This window comes from Martinezella sp. CNPSo 3957, from assembly GCF_057784395.1.
In genome coordinates this window covers 472,051-490,550 of sequence record NZ_JBXSOU010000002.1, presented here as the reverse complement: position 1 = coordinate 490,550, position 18,500 = coordinate 472,051, and the positions used below count along the sequence as shown (strand labels likewise).

The window sequence follows — 18,500 nt, the reverse complement described above, 5'->3', positions numbered from 1 at the left end:
GTTGCGAAGCGCTCAGCATATTAATTCAACGGATTTCGACTGAGGGGTAGATTGTGAACTGGAAGAAGGCGGCAGCAGCTTTGCTCTTCGCACTGGCGTCCATGGGAGCCGCACAAGCCGATGTCGGACGAAACGGCTACGATCGCGGCGATATCAAATCGGGCCTGGATTACTGGCGCCCCCTGGCGAACAAGGGCAATGCCGCCGCACAGCTGAAACTCGGACAAATGTATGAGGAGGGCAATGGCGTCGAAAAGAACCTGACGCTCGCCCTCGGATGGTACAAGAAGGCCGCCGATCAGGGCAATGCCGAAGCGCAATTCAATGTCGGCACCATGTACGATCAGGGCGAAGGCGTTACCGCCGACAAGGGCCAGGCCATTGCCTGGTACAAGAAGTCTGCGGCACAGGGATACCTCAATGCACAATATAATCTCGGCGTCGTCTACGACACGGGCCAAGGCGTAGCACAGGACAAGCCGCAGGCGTTTGCCTGGTACAGCAAGGCCGCCGAACAGGGCGATACCGATGCGCAGTTCAATGTCGGCACCATGTATGATCAGGGCGATGGCACGGGCAAGGACAAGACCAAGGCCGTCATCTGGTATCGCAAGGCGGCCGAACAGGGAAAAGTCGAGGCGCAATACAATCTCGGCATTATGTATCGCGACGGCGAAGGCGTCGCCAAGGACAGCGCTGCCGCCTTTTCCTGGTTCAAGAAGGCAGCCGACCAAGGCGATGCCAGCGCGCAATTCAATATCGGAGCCATGTATGCCGATGGCGACGGGATCAAGCAGGATCAGGCCGAGGCGATCACATGGTTCCTGAAGGCTGCTGCGCAGAACGATGTCGAGGCCGAATACAATCTCGGCGTCATGTTCCGCGATGGCGAAGGCGTTGCCAAGAACGGCCATCGAGCCGTCTACTGGTTCGAAAGGGCGGCGGAACATCGCTATGCCGGCGCGGCCTACAATCTCGCCATGATGTACCGCGACGGCGATGGCGTCACTGCGGACGCGGGTAAGGCGGCAGAATGGTTCCGCAAGGCGAAGCACCTCGGCTATGACGGCGGCGAGGACCAACAACAGGAAGACCGCTCAGGCGGACAGCCCATTCCGATCTGAGGCGTCAGCCGACCGGTGCCATCGCGACTAGCCGGCCATCTGCCCCCGCTCTCAGTGAATTGCCGAAAATATGCCGATACCCGTAAAGCAGTAAGCCGGGGATTGCCTTGGTGAAGGAAGAGATGGAAGACTGTTGGTGCCACGCCTGATTTGCTGCTTCTTCTTTTAAGAGGATAGATTGTCGTGAACCTGAAATATCCCATGTTCCTCGTCTCGCTTCTGCCGCCGCTTCGCATGGCTTCGCTGACGGTGGCGATCGTGCTGCCGCTCTCTCCGCTTCCGATGGCGGCTATGCCGGCACAAGCTGCGCCCGGTTCTTGCTGGTCGCTGCTGCAGAGCAAATTTGGCCCCGAGATCGAGAAGTCCGTGAATGAGGCCGATCCCTGCAAGAAACTGCCCGGCGTCGATCATAAGGACAAGTTCGAGGTGAAATCGCTCGATGTCTGCGACGGTCCGAACGGTGGCGTCCAGATCAATGCCCACGCAGAGATGGCCTGCAAATCGCATGGCGTACTGAAGACGACGATCAAAGGAGAGCTCGATGCCTCCATGACCGTCGATGTCGGCGCATGCCACATCACCGACCTGCATCTCGGCATCAATGGCCCGATTGGCGAGCTGATATCCTCGGTCGGAGGCCTGCAGGAACTTGCCCGCGGCTTTGCCCAGGCCAAGATCTCGGAAATCTGCGGAAAGTGAAGAAGGGCCGGTAAGGATCGCCGGCCCTCGAGATGGAACACGACAACCGGTTCAGGTTTGCATGACACTATCGGCTTGCCCTGCGTCTTTGCCGCCGAACCGAACACCCTTCTTCTCGAAGCCAAAGCCGGCAAACAACGCCACAACGACGGCCACGATGCAGGCGACGATCAACAGCGCCAGCGCATAGTCGCCGCCCCATTGCTTGGCCAATCCCGCCTGGATCGAGGCATTGCCCGAAGCCAGCAGATTGCCGAGCTGATAGGCAAATCCGGGGAAGGTGCCGCGCACCTCATCCGGCGACAACTCGTTGAGATGCACGGGAACGATGCCCCAGGCGCCCTGCACGAACAGCTGCATCAGGAAAGCGCCGATCGCGAGCATGACTGGGCCGTGGCCCCAGACCCAAAGCGGAGCGACGGGTATGGCCAGCAACGCCGCGATGACGATCGTCCGCCGCCTGCCCCAGCGCTGCGACAAAGAGCCGAAGGTCAGGCCGCCAACAATCGCGCCGATATTATAGACGATGGCGATGGCGCCGACCGTATAGGAATCATATTGCCGCTGGCTTTCGAGGAAGGTCGGATAAAGATCCTGGGTGCCGTGACTGAAGAAATTGAACGCGGTCATCAAAAGCACCGCCCAGAGGAAGAGCGGGATATTCTCGCGCAGCACGGTGAGAAACGGCCGTTGCGGCTTGGCCTGCCGCTGCAGGAAGGCCGGAGATTCCTCCACATTGCGCCTGATATAGAGCACCAGCAGCGCCGGCACCGCGCCGACGAAGAACATGCCGCGCCAGCCAATGATCGGAAACAGCAGGAAGAAGACGATCGAGGCGATCAGATAGCCCGAGGGATAGCCGGCCTGCAGGATACCCGACACCAGCCCACGGGAGTCCTCCGGTATCGTCTCCATGACGAGCGACGCGCCCACGCCCCACTCCCCGCCCATGGCGACACCGAAAAGCGCACGCAGGACGAGAAACATCGTCAAGCCGGTCGAAAAGCCGGTCAGGAATTCGAAGACGGAATAAAGCAGCACGTCGACCATCAGGGTGGTGCGCCGCCCGAACCGATCCGCCGCGAGCCCGAAGATCAGCGCGCCGAGCGGCCGCATGGCGAGGGTAAGAAAGATCGCCACGGCAACCGCCGGAACATCCGTGTGAAATTCTTCGGCTATATGCTTGAGAACGAAAACCAAAATGAAGAAATCGAAAGCATCCAATGTCCAGCCCAGATAGGCTGCGATCACGGTGTTTCGCTGCTGGGGGGACAGGGAACGTAAGCTATCCAATGCGGTCATCATGATCCTCCGACCGGATGGCGGCGGCGAGGCGGGCAATACCGGATGCCGTCGAAGCTGGGGGAACCCGGCATTGGCCGGGCATGTCGACGTTGCGGCTGGTTCCTCCCTTGGCGCCTGCGAGGATCGCGCTATGCGGACTTTGGATCAGCGATGACGCACTGGCCGCCCGTGGGTTGTAACATATTTGACATCTCCGGCGAATGGAAAAATCCGCCACTTTGTTTCCCTTTTGTACCCTTTCCCCCTTCACATCTGCGCGATCTGTCGCCATATTCGCCCCATGGCCAAATCATCGAAAAAATCCCCCGCCCCGACCGGTTTCGAAGAGGCGCCGCAGGCACCGTTTGAAGGTGCGCCGCTCAGCGGCAGCGTTGCCGATTGGGTGAAGCAGCTCGAAGCCGATGCGGAAGCATCCGGCGTCGAAACCCAGCGCGAGATCGCTTCGAAGGCCGGCAAGCACCGCAAGAAGGTGGAGATAGCTGCATCCAAATCAGGGCGCGGCACATCGATGGGTGGATCGACCGATCCGAAGACGCGTGCCGCTGCCGGTCTCAATCCGGTGGCCGGTCTCGACATTGCGCTTGAGGACGCCGACAAGATTTCGCGCGAAGGCGTTACGGCCACCGTCGAGGCGCTATCGAAGCTAATCGAAAGCGGTAATCCTCTCTTCAAGGACGGCAAGCTCTGGACGCCGCACCGCCCTGCCCGGCCGGCGAAATCCGAAGGCGGCATCCGGATCCGCATGGATTCGGAGTATCAGCCCGCAGGCGACCAGCCAACGGCGATCCGCGACCTCGTCGAGGGATTGGAGAATGGCGAGCGCAGTCAGGTTCTGCTTGGCGTCACCGGCTCCGGCAAGACCTTCACCATGGCCAAGGTCATCGAGGCGACGCAACGCCCTGCTGTCATCCTGGCGCCGAACAAGACGCTGGCGGCACAGCTCTATTCCGAGTTCAAGAATTTCTTCCCGGACAACGCGGTCGAGTACTTCGTCTCCTACTACGACTATTATCAGCCGGAAGCCTATGTGCCGCGTTCGGACACCTTCATCGAGAAGGAAAGTTCGATCAACGAGCAGATCGACCGCATGCGCCACTCGGCGACGCGCTCGCTGCTGGAACGCGACGATTGCATCATCGTCGCCTCGGTCTCCTGCATCTACGGTATCGGCTCGGTCGAAACCTATACGGCGATGACGTTCCAGATGAATGTCGGCGACCGGTTGGACCAGCGTCAGCTTCTCGCAGACCTCGTCGCGCAGCAATACAAGCGCCGCGACATGGATTTCATCCGCGGCTCCTTCCGCGTTCGCGGCGATACGATCGAAATCTTCCCGGCCCACTTGGAGGATGCCGCGTGGCGCATCTCCATGTTCGGCGATGAGATCGACGCCATCACCGAATTCGATCCGCTGACCGGCCAGAAGACCGGCGACCTGAAATCGGTGAAGATCTACGCCAATTCGCACTATGTTACGCCGCGCCCGACGCTGAACGGCGCTATCAAGGCTATCAAGGAAGAGCTGAAAATCCGGCTGGCCGAACTGGAAAAGGCCGGACGCCTGCTCGAGGCGCAGCGCCTGGAACAACGCACGCGCTACGATATCGAGATGCTCGAAGCCACCGGCTCATGCGCCGGCATCGAGAACTATTCGCGCTATCTGACCGGCCGAAATCCCGGCGAGCCGCCGCCGACTTTGTTCGAATATATTCCTGACAATGCCCTGCTGTTTATCGACGAAAGCCACGTCTCTGTCAGCCAGATCGGCGGCATGTACCGAGGCGACTTCCGGCGCAAGGCGACGCTTGCCGAATACGGCTTCCGCCTGCCCTCCTGTATGGACAACCGGCCCCTGCGCTTCGAGGAATGGGACGCCATGCGCCCGGATACGATCGCGGTTTCGGCGACACCCGGTAGCTGGGAAATGGAGCAATCCGGCGGCGTCTTCGCTGAGCAGGTCATTCGCCCGACCGGCCTCATCGACCCGCCTGTCGAAGTGCGTTCCGCCCGCACCCAGGTCGACGACGTGCTCGGCGAAATCCGCGAAACCGCCGCCAAGGGCTATCGCACGCTCTGCACGGTGCTCACCAAGCGCATGGCCGAGGATCTGACGGAATATCTGCACGAACAGGGCGTGCGCGTGCGCTACATGCACTCCGACATCGACACGCTGGAACGCATCGAGATCATTCGCGATCTTCGCTTGGGCGCTTTCGACGTACTCGTCGGCATCAACCTGCTGCGCGAGGGTCTCGACATTCCGGAATGCGGCTTCGTCGCCATCCTCGATGCCGACAAGGAAGGCTTCCTGCGCTCGGAAACGTCGCTGATCCAGACGATCGGCCGTGCCGCGCGTAACGTCGACGGCAAGGTCATCCTTTATGCCGATACCATTACCGGCTCGATGCAGCGGGCGATGGACGAAACCAGCCGCCGCCGCGAAAAGCAGATGGCCTACAACGAGGAACACGGCATCACGCCGGAATCGGTCAAGGCGAAGATTTCCGACATCCTCGACAGCGTCTACGAGAAGGACCATGTCCGCGCCGATATCGGTGGCGCCTCCGGCAAGGGCTTCGCCGATGGCGGCCATCTCGTCGGCAACAATCTGCAGGCCCATCTCAACGCGCTGGAAAAATCCATGCGCGATGCCGCCGCCGACCTGGACTTCGAAAAGGCGGCACGACTGCGCGACGAGATCAAGCGCCTCAAGGCCGTCGAACTCGCCGCCATGGACGATCCGCTCGCCCGCGAGGAAGCAAAGAGCCTCGAAAGCGGCAAGGGTGGCCGCTCCTCGTCTTCGAAGGCGAGCACTTCGGGTGGCGCATCCCAGGATGAAAACGCAACCTCGAAGAGCTATTTCGCCAAGCCAAGCCTCGACGAAATGGGACCGGGCAGCGATGCCGGCACGCCGCTCTTCCGCAAGAACACCTTGGACGAGATGACCGTCGGCCGCACTGAAAAGCCTGTCACAGGCAAGGTGCCGGACAAGCCGATCACCCGGGCAAAGCCGGGCGTCGGCTCCTATGAGGACCCGGTGGACGAGAAGCACCGCAAGGGGCGAACAAAGGGCAAGACGGGACGGCCCGGGCGATAAGGCAACCGCGATTGTCGGATATCTGCCGCCCGGTGCTGCCGGTTTTATGAAGGCTGAGGCCTGCGAGCGTGGAGCAATGCCTTGCTGACGAGGCCGCAACCGCTACATGGCATCATATGAGGAGGCCCACGGGGAGACGGAAGGCGCTTGAGCGCGTGCCGGGCCGGTGGGAAGCGATAGCAAGCTGGGGAGAAAGACTGATGTCCGAGCCTTTGATCGTCCGTCGCGAGACCCATGTCTCGGCGCCGCCTGCCGCGATATTCGCACTGCTGACCGATCCAGAAAAGATCCTGCGCTGGATGGGCACGGAAGCCCGGACGGAGCCGGAGCCTGGCGGCATCTATCTCGTCAACGTCACTGGCGCCCGTGCCGCGCGCGGCACTTTCCGCGAGGTCGTGCCGGTTCATCGCCTCGCCTATAGCTTCGGCTGGGAAGGCAGCGAGGAAGTGCCTCCCGGATCGAGCCTTGTGGAGATTGATCTGATCGAGCAACCCGACGGGACGCTGGTGCGCCTCACCCATACCGGCCTGCCGACGGTCGAACAATGTGAAGCGCACGCAAAGGGTTGGGCGCATTATCTCGACCGTATGGCCGCAGTGGCTGCCGGACGCGATCCCGGCCCGGACCCCATGCGCGGCCACGACGGCAGGAGCTGACGGAATTTTGAGCGCGGCGCCATCAGGCCAGATGCTCGATGGCCGCGATATCACCGATCGGCGACAGCAGTTGCCCGTGTTATTTTGCCTTCCAATGCCGTTGGCGTGGTCACATGCGCACGGATGACAGCCGGCAAGCGCCATGGCATGATCGCCGCATGGATTTGCCCGCCCCCCTCGCCTGGCTGGTCGACGAAGCCGGCACCTCGCCCAGCCCCGAACGCTTCCTGGCCGATCTGGGCGGACATCTATTGGCCGCCGGCCTCCCGCTTGCCGGCAGCGCGCTGACGCTTGCCGCGCCACATCCGATCATCACGCAGCATACGTGGCTCTGGCGCGCCGAAACCGGCGCAGTGACCGAAGCTCTCGGCTTCGCCGGCACGGCGCTCGGACAGGCCGGTCGCGATTGGCTCGGCGATCTAGGCCCGATATGCGAGGAAACGATCGGGATTGCACCCGGCAATTCCGTGCTGGCCTGGGCCGGCACTCGGCCCTTCATCTCCTTTGAAGCAGAAAACCTGTGCGAGATCGCCCGCTTTGCCGCAGCACCCTTGGCGGGATTGGCCGCTCGCGCCACTCTCTCCACCCTGCTCGAAGCCTATCTTGGTCGCAGAAGTGCGGCGCGCGTGCAGGCAGGTGCGCTCAGCCGCAACAGCGGCGAAACCATCCGCGCAGCCCTGCTCTGCGCCGATCTGCGGGATTTCACCGCCCTTTCCGAAGCGACGGAACCAAGCGTCGTGATCGCGGCACTCGATGCCTGGTTCGACCGCGTCGCCGGCGCCGTGCATGCCTTCGGCGGGGAAGTCCTGAAATTCATGGGCGATGGCGTGCTGGCAATCTTCCCCATGAGCGGGACACCAAAGGAAGCTTGCGAGGCGGCCTTGCGCGCCGCCACCGCTATCCGAGCCGGCATGGCGCATCTCGACGCGACACGCGCAAGCCAAGGCCTGCCGCAGCTCCCCTTTGGCGTCGCGCTGCATTTCGGCGACATGCTCTGGGGCAACATCGGCGCCGCCGACCGCCTGGACTTCACCGCCATCGGCCCCGCCGTCAACCTCGTCAGCCGGCTGGAGGGCCTCTGCAAGCCGCTGGGACACAACGTGCTGATCTCGGGTGCGCTTGCGGCGGAAACGACGACGACGCTGGTGTCTTTAGGGGACTATGAGCTGCGCGGGATTGCCGAGCCTTGTTCGGTGTTTACACTGGCGGAGAGCTAGGCCGGGAGTTTATTAAGCAAGGCTCCGAACTATCGGTGTTACAGTACATCTTCATCAAGCTCGGCCCTCACCGCGGCCTGAAAATGCGAAGCCCCGCCCGTGAGCCAGAATTCTTCCGTGGTCGTGTCGAGAAACTCTGCAAAGAGCTTGGAAGCCTCCCGGCGACGAACGCCTCCAACAATCTCTACCGTTCTCGAAAAGTGTCTGGGAGGAGAATTTTCCAATCTGACGTGAGCACATCCGCCATATGCATCGGTCATAGCGAAAACAAGCCGCGTGATCGGCAAATGCATCATCGTACCGAAGCACATGATGCAAGGCTCAAGTGTCGTATAAAGCGTCAGCCCATTGTTTCGCGAGAAAGCGTAATCTCCGCTAAACACCTGATGAAAGAGATTCATTTCCGCATGGTTCAAATGATTCGAAACCATAGTTTTGTGGGAGCGTCCCAAAACCTGATCTCCCGTACATAGAACTGCTCCAACAGGAAACACGCCTTCATCCAGCGCAATCCTGGCTTCATCAAGCGCGAGACCCATCATATAGTCATCACTCAATTGAACCACGCAGCCTCTCGAATCCCGTGTTAAAAATTGTGCTGACGTAAGATAGCAACGTTTGTTGCAGCCGCATGACGGATTCTCGTGCTTTGGATCATCGCCGGTGCGCTCTTGTTGGCCAGCAAGCTCATTATATACATTCGCAATGATAACTTCGTTGGTCGCGCGGGCGCCAGCTTTCTCAACCCCTTGAAATTCCCCACCCTATCCTACCCGTTTCCCACCCTGCCCCGATATTGCCCCTTGCCTTTTTCCACAAACCCTGTCACCCATATGCATGCTCGGGCATTTGCATGCCGGTGACTGGACTGATTTGGTGATCCGCTTGCGGCAGGCAGCGGTTGGGTCTTTTGACCCGCGCAGACGTTCTTTCCCCGTACGTGAACTTCTCGACTGGCTTTCGCATGTTGCGGAAGCAAAGCCGTCCGGGTTCATCCGGATAAACTAAGACTGATGGGTAAAGGACTATCCCCCATGGCCACCAAGGGCACCGTAAAATTCTTCAACCAGGACAAGGGTTTTGGTTTCATCACTCCTGACGGCGGCGCGAAGGACGTTTTCGTCCACATTTCCGCTCTTCAGGCTTCCGGCATCCAGTCGCTGCGCGAAGGCCAGCAGGTCACCTTCGACACCGAGCCGGATCGCATGGGCAAGGGCCCGAAGGCTGTCAACATCCAGGCTAACTAAGCCCCGGGTGACTGCCTGAATAAGGTTTCGGACGGCGCGGTGCAAACCGCGCCGTTTTTCGTTTGTGAGGATGAGGTTTGCAGCAGGTTCGGGTCCTATCTCGCCCCTGGCGAGCGAGATAGCCCCTCAAGCGCTGACCCGCTCGGAATCCGCGCTGAAATCCACTGCCGCAAAAGCGGCCGCAATCACCTCCGGCCCAGCCCCCGGCTTGTTGGCGTCGGTGGAGAGGATCTGGCGATAGCGGCGCGAGCCGGGCAAGCCGGTGAAGAGGCCGACCATGTGCCGCGCGACATGCTGCAGACGACCGCCATTGGCGATATGGCGCTCCACATACTCAATCATCCGGTCGCGCAGTCCGTTCCAGTCGGCCTCGGCAGCCGCTTCGCGAAAGAAGCGATGGTCGACGTCAGCGAGAATGGCGGCATTCTGATAGGCGGCGCGGCCGAGCATGACGCCGTCGACGTGAGCCAAATGCGCCTCAGCCTGATCCAGCGTCTGGATGCCGCCATTGATGCCGATGAAGACCTCGGGCCAACGCTGCTTCATGCGGTAGACGATGTCATAATCAAGCGGCGGTATTTCGCGGTTTTCCTTCGGCGACAGGCCCTTCAGCCAGGCCTTGCGGGCATGGATCCAGATCGCATCGGCGCCGGCATCGAGCACGCGCGTCATCAGCTCCGGCAAGGCCTCTTCCGGCTCCTGCTCATCGACGCCGATCCGACATTTCACGGTGACAGGCGCCTTCGAAACGGCCTTCATGGCGGCAACGCACGATGCGACCGTCTCCGGCGTTAGCATCAGGCAAGCGCCGAAGGTGCCTGACTGTACCCGATCCGAGGGACAGCCGACGTTGAGGTTGATTTCGTCATAGTTATAGGCTTCTGCGATCCGCAGCGCCTCAGCAAGCTTGGCCGGGTCGGAGCCGCCCAGCTGCAGTGCAACGGGATGCTCGCTGACATCATGCCCCAGCAGCCGGTCGCGCGGCCCGTGAATGATCGCATCGGCTACCACCATCTCGGTATAGAGCAAGGCATGCCGGCTGATCTGCCGATGCAGGTACCTGCAATGGCGATCTGTCCAGTCGATCATGGGGGCAACCGCAAAGATCTTGCGGCCAGTTTTCAGCGCGTCGCTATACATAGGAAACCTTTCTGATCCGCGCTCTATACCAAATCCCTCAAAAAGGCCAGTTTTCGTGGCAGTCACAATGATGCTAGTTTGCCCGAACGGAGTCGGAGGGCAACAGGCCTCTGAAAAAGATGAAAGTTTCGAAAGCGCATATGAACGCCCCACTAACGACAGTCATTCCGCCACCCGCCCCTGTCCTTCTGCCGATCGAAGGTGAGACCGAGTTTTTCCCTGTACGTCGTGTCTATTGCGTCGGCCGCAACTATGCCGACCACGCCATCGAGATGGGTCATGACCCTACCCGCGAACCGCCATTCTTTTTCCAGAAGAACCCCGACAATCTGCTGGTCTCCCGCGACTTTCCCTATCCCGCCCTTTCATCTGACGTGCATCACGAAGTGGAGCTTGTCGTAGCGTTGCGTAGCGGCGGCACAAACATCACGGTCGAACAGGCACTGGATTCCGTCTACGGCTATGGCGTCGGCATTGATTTTACCCGTCGTGACCTGCAGGGCGAGGCCAAGAAGCTCGGCCGCCCCTGGGAAATCGGCAAGGCCTTCGATCATTCGGCACCCATCTCCGCGCTCGTACCCGCCACCCACGTCGGCCATCCAGACAAGGGCGGCATCTGGCTGATGCGCAACGGCGAGGCCGCACAAAGAGGCGACCTCTCGCAGATGATCTGGAAAGTGCCGGAGATCATCGCCGAACTTTCCAAGCTCTTCACGCTGGCCCCCGGCGATATCATCATGACCGGCACGCCCGCCGGCGTCGGCCCCGTTGCCCGCGGTGATCGGATCAGCTGCGCCGTCGATGGCGTTGCAAACCTGGTACTGAACGTCGTCTGACCGAGGAGGATCGACCATGCCGCTCTACGCCCTTGCCGGCTCGACGCCGAAAACACCCGAGCCGGACCGCTATTGGATCGCGCCGGATGCCAGCGTCATCGGCAAGGTCGAAATCGGCGAAGATGTCGGCATCTGGTTCGGCGCAGTGCTACGTGGCGACAACGAGCCGATCGTCGTTGGCAAGGACACGAATATCCAGGAAGGCACGATGGTCCATACCGATCCGGCCTACCCGACCACCATCGGCGAAGGCTGCACCATCGGCCATCATGCCATCATTCACGGCTGCACCATCGGCAACAACTCCTTGATCGGCATGGGCGCAACGATCCTGAACGGCGCGAAGATCGGCAACAATTGCCTCGTCGGCGCCAATGCACTTGTCACGGAAGGCAAGGAATTTCCGGATGGCTCGCTGATCGTCGGCGCACCGGCAAGAGCGATCCGCACGCTGGATGAAGCCGCGATCGAAGGCCTGCGCCGCTCCGCCCGCAACTATGTCGCCAACTGGCAGCGCTTCGCCCGCGATCTGAAGAGATTAGATTAGAAATTTCTAATAGCTACTTGCCGAGTATGAAATAAACGGCAATTTGCAGATCAAGCCGCGCAATTGGCGCAATGACCGCGAATTTCGATGGTCGACTTTTCCGCCTTGAATTTCTGCGATTTCAGCCAATCCATCAGCCGATGATCCACCTCGTGATCGTGAAACTCGATCACTTGGCCGCAGCTTTCGCAGATGGCGAAGGCGACGAGGCCATGGCTATGGCAATCCTCATGCGGATGGGCGCAGGCGACGAAGGAATTGATGCTTTCGAGCCGATGCACCACGCCATATTCCAGAAGCTTGTCCAGCGCGCGATAGACCTGCAGCGGCGCGCGAAAGCCCTGATCGCGTAGCTTGTCGAGAATGGTATAGGCGCTGAGCGGCGCTTCCGCTTTGATCAGGATATCGAAAACGAGAGACTGGTTCTTGGTGAGCATCGGAGTGGTCATGACGACTGTCCTCTCTGTTGCGCCGGTGGCGTGCCGCTCCTGCGAACAAGGGGCAGCAGACTGATGATAAATAGAACGAGCGCCGCCACCACGATCGACGGGCCTGACGGTGTGTCGTAGCGCAGCGACCCGAATAGCCCGCCGACAACGGCGATAGCGCCGAGCAGCGAAGCAAAGATCGCCATCGTTTCCGGCGTGGCGGCAAAGCGGCGTGCGGTGGCCGCGGGGATGATCAGAAGCGCGGTGATAAGCAGGATACCGACGATTTTCATGGCAATCGCGATCACCACGGCCATCAGCAGCATGAAGAACAGCCTTGCGCGCTCCGGCCGCAATCCTTCCGCCTCGGCGAGTTCGGGATTGACGGTCGAAGCCAAAAGCGGCCGCCAAAGCCAGGCGATTGCCGCCAGGACGAAAATGCCGCCGCCCCATATCACCGCAATGTCCGACTGGGTGACAGCCAGAATGTCGCCGAAGAGGAAAGCAATGAGATCGATCCGCACCCAGCTCATAAAGGCGACGATGACCAGGCCAATCGCCAGCGTCGCATGCGAGAGAATACCGAGCAGCGCGTCAGCCGACAGCGCCTGCCGCCGCTGCAGGAACAGCAGCAGAATCGAGACGAGTGCAGCAACCGCGAAGACGGACAGTGTCAGATTGAGTTGGAACAGCAGCGAGAGCGCCACGCCGAGCAGCGCCGAGTGAGAGATCGTATCGCCGAAATAGGCCATACGTCGCCAGATGATGAAGCAGCCGAGCGGCCCGGTCGTCAGCGCCAGCCCGACGCCGGCCACGACGGCGCGCAGGAAGAAATCGTCAAACATGGCGTTCTCCCTTGCTGTGGTCATGATCGTGATCATGGCCATGATGGTGACCATGATCGGCATGTTCATGATGGTGGTGGCCGTCGTCGGCATGGCAATGATCTGTTATCGAGCCGTCAGCATGTTGTACGCGGCCATCAGGCAGATGCGTGTGGTCGTGATGATGACTGTAGATCGCCAGGGATTGCGCCGCCCGCGTGCCAAACAGCTTCACATATTCGGGGCTCTGGCTGACGGTCTGCGGCGTGCCGCGGCAGCAGACATGGCCGTTCAGGCAAACCACCGTATCCGTCGCCGCCATGACGACGTGCAGATCGTGTGAAATCAGCAGGATACCACAGCCCTGTGAATTGCGGATGGACTTGATGAGATCGTAAAGCGCGATCTCACCGTTGAAATCCACGCCCTGCACGGGCTCGTCCAGCACAAGCAGATCGGGCTTGCGGGCAATGGCGCGCGCTAGCAGCGCCCGCTGGAATTCGCCGCCGGAAAGATGCTGCACCTCGGCCTTGGCAAGATGCGCGATGCCGACGGCTTCCAGCGCCGCGATTAGCTCACGCTCCGGCAAAGGTCCCGTCAGCGTCATCAACCGCTGCACGCTGAGCGGCAAGGTCCAATCGATCGCAAGCTTCTGCGGGACATAGCCGACCTTCAGATTGGCAATGCGCTCCACGCGCCCTTCGTCCGGCTTCAAGACGCCGATTGCCGTCTTGGCGCTGGTCGACTTGCCGGAACCGTTCGGGCCGATCAGGGTAACGATCTCGCCCCGGCTGACGGAAAAATCGACCCCACGCACCAGCCAGCGGCCGCCGCGACGAACGCCGACATCATGGAGCGACACGAGCGGACGGCTCTTGCTGTCGATGGAAGAAAGCATGAAATTTCCAATTGCCCTATTGCGCCATGCTATCGCACACGTTATAGCATAACGCAATTGATGTAATAACATAACAGACCCATTCAAGGGCATTTCTGGCATGAACGCAGCAAAAACTCTTCTTCCCATCGCCGCCTCCCTTCTCCTTTCCGGCCTGCTCGTCGGTACGGCCGCAACTGCAGCCGATGCGCCGAAAGTCGTCGTTTCCATCAAGCCGATCCACTCGCTGGTCGCAGCCGTCATGCAGGGCGTCGGCACGCCGGATCTGATCGTCGATGGCGCTGCATCGCCGCATACCTACGCGCTGAAGCCCTCGAATGCGCGCAGCCTTCAGGAGGCGAAATTGGTCTTCTGGGTTGGGTCGGGTATGGAAGCCTTTCTGCAAAAGCCACTTGCCGCACTCGGTACCAACGCCACCGTCGTCGAGCTCGACGATGCGCCCGGCATTACCAAACTCAAGTTCCGCGAAGGCGGCGCCTTCGAACCGCATGACGATGGCGACGAGCATGAGGCCAGCGACGATCACGCCCATGGACACGACCATGATCATGGCGAGTTCGACACTCACCTCTGGCTCGATCCGCATAATGCCAAGGCGATGGTCTCCGAGATCACAACTTCCCTGGTCGCGGCGGACCCCGTCAACGCCCTGACCTATCAAGCGAACCAGAAGGCTCTGAACGACAAACTCGACGCTCTCGATATGGAAATCGCCTCGACGCTCGCCCCGGTAAAGGACAAGCCCTTCATCGTCTTTCACGATGCCTACCAGTATTTCGAGCACCGTTATGGCGTGCGCGTCTCAGGCTCCATCACGGTCAGCCCGGAAACCATTCCGGGCGCGCAGCGCGTCGCCGAGATCCACAGCAAGGTCGCCGATCTCGGCGCGACCTGCGTCTTCGCCGAGCCACAATTCGAACCGAAGCTGGTCAACGTGGTGCTGGAAGGCACCCCCGCAAAATCGGGAACCCTCGATCCGGAAGCTGCAACGCTGCCGCAGGGGCCGGATCTCTATTTCGACCTGATGCGCGGCATCGCGAGTTCCCTCAAAGCCTGCCTTTCAGCGCAAGGCTGAACATCGCCGAAGGAAGCGGGCATGTTGCTCGCTTTTTTTATCACAATATATGTAATGATATTACATTACAAAGGAAGTTGTCATGAACAAGAAGCTCCCAGTCACCGTCCTCTCCGGTTTTCTCGGCGCCGGCAAGACGACCTTGCTCAACCATATCCTCAACAACCGCGAGGGCTTGCGCGTTGCCGTCATCGTCAACGACATGAGCGAGGTGAATATCGATGCGGCGCTGGTGCGCGACGGCGGCGCCAATCTCTCCCGCACGGAGGAACAGCTCGTGGAGATGACCAATGGCTGCATCTGTTGCACGCTGCGCGACGATCTTCTCAAGGAAGTCCGTCAGCTCGCCGAGCAGGGCCGCTTCGATTATCTGCTGATCGAATCCACAGGCATTGCCGAGCCCCTGCCCGTCGCCACCACCTTCGAGTTCCGCGACGAGGACGGCAGCAGTCTTTCCGACGTTGCCCGGCTCGATACGATGGTGACCGTCGTCGATGCGGCCAATCTTCTCTCCGACTATGGATCGACGGATTTCCTTGCCGATCGTGGCGAGACCGCCGGCGCCGGCGACAACCGGACCATCGTCGACCTCCTGGTCGAGCAGATCGAATTTGCCGATGTCGTCATTCTCAACAAAGTCGGCGCGGCGACAGCAGAGCAACGCGACGCCGCCCGCAAGATCATCGTCGGCCTCAACCCCGATGCACGTCTGATCGAAGCCGATTTCGGTGTGGTGGAACCATCGGAGGTTCTCGGCACGGGACGCTTCGACATCGATCGAGCCGAAACCCATCCACTCTGGTATAAGGAGCTGCATGGCTTCAAGGATCATGTTCCGGAAACGGAGGAATATGGCATCCGTTCCTTCGTCTATCGCGCGAAGAAACCGTTCGATCCTCTTAAATTCCAGGCCTTTCTCAATCGGTCATGGCCGGGTGTCATTCGCACCAAGGGCTTCTTCTGGCTCGCGACCAGACCCTATTCTGTCGGCGAGATGAGTCAGGCCGGCGCGCTCGTCCGCACGAGCAAAATGGGCCTCTGGTGGGCAGCCGTGCCGCAAGACCAGTGGCCGCATGATCCGAGCTTCAAGCGTGCGCTGGCGCCCTATTTCGATCCGATATGGGGGGATCGCCGCCAAGAGCTGGTGTTCATCGGCGCCGATCCGATGAACGAAAAGCATCTCACGGACGAACTGAACGCCTGCCTGATTGAGGCGGACGGCTTCACGCCCGAACGCTGGCGGAACCTGCCCGATCCCTTTGCCAGTTGGAACATGACCGCAGTATGAAGAAGACGAAACCGATCAGATTCCAATGCCATTGTTTCGAATGCAGCACCAATGACAAGCAGACCGATGAGAGATCGAGCTCCGGTACGAACGAAACGGATCAGGCCAGCATAAAATCAGGCGAAGAGGACCGCCGCCTGATCACGGACGTAATTGGAAAATTGCTGTTTGGTGCCTGAACGGCAGGTTCAGGCCACCAACATACCCGCGGGAACGGCGATGATCTCATGCATGACCAGCAATGCGCCGATCACTTCATCTTTGGCACGTAACGGGGTGATTGTGCAGCGAAACACCTTGCCGGGTTCGATCTGCCGATAGGAGGGATAAAGACACTCCACCTTTTCCCCGGCAAAGCAGGCATCGAGCTTCGCCTTCAGACTGATTTCGAAATCTTCCGAGCCGATGAATTCCGAGATGTGACGCCCCACAAGCTCCATCGGCTTCGATTTCAGAAATTCCGAATTGGCGGCGTTGCTGTAAAGATAGCGATAATCTCGTGTGACGACCGCGACACGATTGGGCAGGCTGTCCAGAATGACATCATTCAGAACGCTGCCTTCTTCAAAGCCGAGCGTATCGTCCCGGTCGATTTTCTCGCTCGAAAAGACCCGGAAAACTTCGCCCGCTGCTTCGCTCGCGCCGCCAAAATAACGATCGATCAGTGCCGAAAGCGACGCAGAATTGCGCAGGACCCGTGAGCGATCATCCGCTTCTTCGCGGATGAGATTGTTCATGAACTGGAGCTGCATGTAAATTTCAAGCAGACTCACGGCCTTATAGGCCAGGATAGCTGCGATAAGGGGCTCCAATTCACGATCGAGCGATGCCACAAGCTCGTCGTCGCCAAGTTTTATCGCACGCTGAATCTGACTACATTTCATGGAGAAGGCATGAAAGAGTGCCAGCAAAATTGCCCTCCTGTCCCTGACCATAACAGGACGCAGGGGCCTCGATTCCCGGCGCTGCCATGCCCAAGGATATTCAGCTTGGTGTCCGCATTCTCACCAAACTTTCTATATTCTGAATTAACATGACTTATCCCCACTTTCAATCGGGATGAGCAGAAGTTCTCGGGAAACGAGAACTTTATGAAAAACCAGGCTTATAAGTACAATGACTGGACGAAGACCGAATGCGGCCATGCGGACAAAACTGCCGCTAGCCCAGGCAAAAATGGGCCTAGAAAACGCTCTTCTTGATATTCCAGCGATCATGATACCAGAGCCATTGCTCGGGATTTTCCCTCACCCAGCTTTCAACCTTGTCATTCAGCAGCTGTGCCGTTGCAGTCAGATCGAGGCCGCCGGCCTCGTTGCGAGGCATCTCTAGCTTCGGTTCGATCTCCAGCCGGTAGCGATTGCCGGGCAAACGGATGCAACGGGCCGGATAGACTTCGCAATTGAACTGACGCACGAGCTTCGGCAGCAGCGGGTTGGTCTTTACGTCGCGACCGAAGAACAACGTCTTCAAACCCTTACGGAATTTCTGGTCGACCAGCACGCCGACGCCACGACCGGCCTCAAGCTCTCTGGCAAGCGCGAACGACGAGCCAGCGTGTGATGGCACGAGATTGCCCATACGCTTGGCACGAAAGTCGAAAACCTTCTGAGCGACATAGGGATTGTTCGGCGGGCGAAAGAGCACAGTCACCTTCAGACCAAAGGCGGCGCCGGCGACCGGCAACAGCTCGAAATTGCCGGTATGCCCGGTAAAGACGATAAACGGGCGCGGATTGTCTCGGAGATCGAGAAAGATCGGAATGCCGGAAACTTCGATGCGGCCAGGCTTGTCGCTAAAGGGATCGAAATCGAAAAGCCGGTCGAGAAAGACATATTCCGCTGCCAGGCGCCCCATATTGCCCCAGCTCGCACGTGCGATCTCTTCAATCTCCGCCTCGGTCTTTTCCGGAAAGGCATTGCGCAGATTGGTCAGCATCAGCTGATGCCGGCGCATACGCGGACCGATCTTGCGGGTCAGGCGATCGGCAAAGTTGATACCCGCATCCGCCGGAAACAGTTTCAGGAAATTCAGGAAGCCGAAGATGACCTGCGCCACCAGCCACTGCTGGAAATTTCTGAGCGCAAGCACGATCCGGGTGATGAAAAGCTTCACGCGG

The 18,500-nt window shown here is 59.8% G+C and carries 18 protein-coding genes; 10 read left to right on the top strand and 8 right to left on the bottom strand.

The genetic code is table 11. From position 1 onward, the window contains the following. Window positions 1–53: 53 nt before the first annotated feature. Together AC13QE_RS07555 and AC13QE_RS07550 are read left to right on the top strand one after the other, a co-directional pair. Window positions 54–1,124, top strand: coding sequence for an SEL1-like repeat protein (locus tag AC13QE_RS07555; protein WP_488483210.1), 1,071 nt, complete (start codon window positions 54–56; stop codon window positions 1,122–1,124). Between the two features lie 183 nt (window positions 1,125–1,307). Next, window positions 1,308–1,823 carry a hypothetical protein gene (locus tag AC13QE_RS07550; protein ID WP_488483209.1) on the top strand — a complete coding sequence of 172 codons (516 nt, stop codon included), beginning with the start codon at window positions 1,308–1,310 and terminating at the stop codon, window positions 1,821–1,823. A gap of 51 nt (window positions 1,824–1,874) precedes the next feature. Here AC13QE_RS07550 and AC13QE_RS07545 read toward each other — a convergent pair whose 3' ends face one another. Then, a complete protein-coding gene (locus AC13QE_RS07545) occupies window positions 1,875–3,125 on the bottom strand; it encodes an MFS transporter (protein WP_132717690.1) in 1,251 nt (416 codons plus the stop codon). A 283-nt stretch (window positions 3,126–3,408) separates the two neighbouring features. Here AC13QE_RS07545 and uvrB point away from each other — a divergent pair, with 283 nt between their 5' ends. From uvrB to AC13QE_RS07530, 3 genes are all read left to right on the top strand, one after another. Then, window positions 3,409–6,225, top strand: a complete 2,817-nt coding sequence (gene uvrB, locus AC13QE_RS07540) for an excinuclease ABC subunit UvrB (protein ID WP_488483208.1) — start codon at window positions 3,409–3,411, stop codon at window positions 6,223–6,225. A 200-nt stretch (window positions 6,226–6,425) separates the two neighbouring features. Next, complete coding sequence (locus AC13QE_RS07535) at window positions 6,426–6,881, top strand: SRPBCC family protein (RefSeq protein ID WP_113230657.1); 456 nt, start codon at window positions 6,426–6,428, stop codon at window positions 6,879–6,881. A gap of 158 nt (window positions 6,882–7,039) precedes the next feature. Next, window positions 7,040–8,098: an adenylate/guanylate cyclase domain-containing protein gene (locus tag AC13QE_RS07530; RefSeq protein WP_488483207.1), complete on the top strand. Its 1,059-nt coding sequence runs from the start codon at window positions 7,040–7,042 to the stop codon at window positions 8,096–8,098. Between the two features lie 38 nt (window positions 8,099–8,136). Here the strand turns inward: AC13QE_RS07530 and AC13QE_RS07525 are convergent, their stop codons facing one another. Further along, on the bottom strand, window positions 8,137–8,664 hold the full coding sequence (locus AC13QE_RS07525) for a nucleoside deaminase (protein WP_488483206.1): 528 nt from the start codon (window positions 8,662–8,664) through the stop codon (window positions 8,137–8,139). Window positions 8,665–9,132: 468 nt separating this feature from the next. Here AC13QE_RS07525 and AC13QE_RS07520 point away from each other — a divergent pair, with 468 nt between their 5' ends. After that, window positions 9,133–9,345 carry a cold-shock protein gene (locus AC13QE_RS07520; RefSeq protein ID WP_004109325.1) on the top strand — a complete coding sequence of 71 codons (213 nt, stop codon included), beginning with the start codon at window positions 9,133–9,135 and terminating at the stop codon, window positions 9,343–9,345. 126 nt (window positions 9,346–9,471) lie between these two features. Here AC13QE_RS07520 and dusA read toward each other — a convergent pair whose 3' ends face one another. After that, window positions 9,472–10,470, bottom strand: a complete 999-nt coding sequence (gene dusA, locus AC13QE_RS07515; RefSeq protein WP_488483340.1) for a tRNA dihydrouridine(20/20a) synthase DusA — start codon at window positions 10,468–10,470, stop codon at window positions 9,472–9,474. A 155-nt stretch (window positions 10,471–10,625) separates the two neighbouring features. Here dusA and AC13QE_RS07510 point away from each other — a divergent pair, with 155 nt between their 5' ends. Continuing rightward, window positions 10,626–11,321 carry a fumarylacetoacetate hydrolase family protein gene (locus AC13QE_RS07510; protein WP_488483205.1) on the top strand — a complete coding sequence of 232 codons (696 nt, stop codon included), beginning with the start codon at window positions 10,626–10,628 and terminating at the stop codon, window positions 11,319–11,321. A 16-nt stretch (window positions 11,322–11,337) separates the two neighbouring features. Further along, window positions 11,338–11,868: a gamma carbonic anhydrase family protein gene (locus AC13QE_RS07505; protein WP_132716868.1), complete on the top strand. Its 531-nt coding sequence runs from the start codon at window positions 11,338–11,340 to the stop codon at window positions 11,866–11,868. A 50-nt stretch (window positions 11,869–11,918) separates the two neighbouring features. Here the strand turns inward: AC13QE_RS07505 and AC13QE_RS07500 are convergent, their stop codons facing one another. The 3 genes from AC13QE_RS07500 to AC13QE_RS07490 are packed head-to-tail and all read right to left on the bottom strand — an operon-like array spanning window position 11,919 to window position 14,018. Beyond that, the gene (locus AC13QE_RS07500) at window positions 11,919–12,317 is read right to left on the bottom strand and encodes a Fur family transcriptional regulator (protein ID WP_488483204.1); all 399 of its coding nucleotides are present in this window, start codon (window positions 12,315–12,317) and stop codon (window positions 11,919–11,921) included. Further along, window positions 12,314–13,141 (bottom strand): zinc ABC transporter permease subunit ZnuB, encoded by an 828-nt coding sequence (gene znuB, locus AC13QE_RS07495; RefSeq protein WP_488483339.1) that lies wholly within the window; start codon window positions 13,139–13,141, stop codon window positions 12,314–12,316. Before znuB ends, AC13QE_RS07500 begins: the two co-directional genes overlap by 4 nt. Continuing rightward, window positions 13,134–14,018, bottom strand: a complete 885-nt coding sequence (locus AC13QE_RS07490; RefSeq protein ID WP_488483203.1) for an ATP-binding cassette domain-containing protein — start codon at window positions 14,016–14,018, stop codon at window positions 13,134–13,136. The genes znuB and AC13QE_RS07490 overlap by 8 nt, the downstream gene beginning before the upstream one ends. 100 nt (window positions 14,019–14,118) lie before the next feature. Here AC13QE_RS07490 and znuA point away from each other — a divergent pair, with 100 nt between their 5' ends. Both znuA and AC13QE_RS07480 read left to right on the top strand, forming a co-directional pair. Next, window positions 14,119–15,093, top strand: a complete 975-nt coding sequence (gene znuA / locus AC13QE_RS07485; protein ID WP_488483202.1) for a zinc ABC transporter substrate-binding protein ZnuA — start codon at window positions 14,119–14,121, stop codon at window positions 15,091–15,093. 82 nt (window positions 15,094–15,175) lie between these two features. Beyond that, window positions 15,176–16,381 carry a GTP-binding protein gene (locus AC13QE_RS07480; RefSeq protein ID WP_488483201.1) on the top strand — a complete coding sequence of 402 codons (1,206 nt, stop codon included), beginning with the start codon at window positions 15,176–15,178 and terminating at the stop codon, window positions 16,379–16,381. A 188-nt stretch (window positions 16,382–16,569) separates the two neighbouring features. Here the strand turns inward: AC13QE_RS07480 and AC13QE_RS07475 are convergent, their stop codons facing one another. Next, window positions 16,570–17,292, bottom strand: a complete 723-nt coding sequence (locus AC13QE_RS07475) for a PAS domain-containing protein (protein ID WP_488483200.1) — start codon at window positions 17,290–17,292, stop codon at window positions 16,570–16,572. Window positions 17,293–17,563: 271 nt separating this feature from the next. Continuing rightward, window positions 17,564–18,496: a lipid A biosynthesis lauroyl acyltransferase gene (locus AC13QE_RS07470; protein WP_488483199.1), complete on the bottom strand. Its 933-nt coding sequence runs from the start codon at window positions 18,494–18,496 to the stop codon at window positions 17,564–17,566. Between the last annotated feature and the right edge of the window lie 4 nt (window positions 18,497–18,500).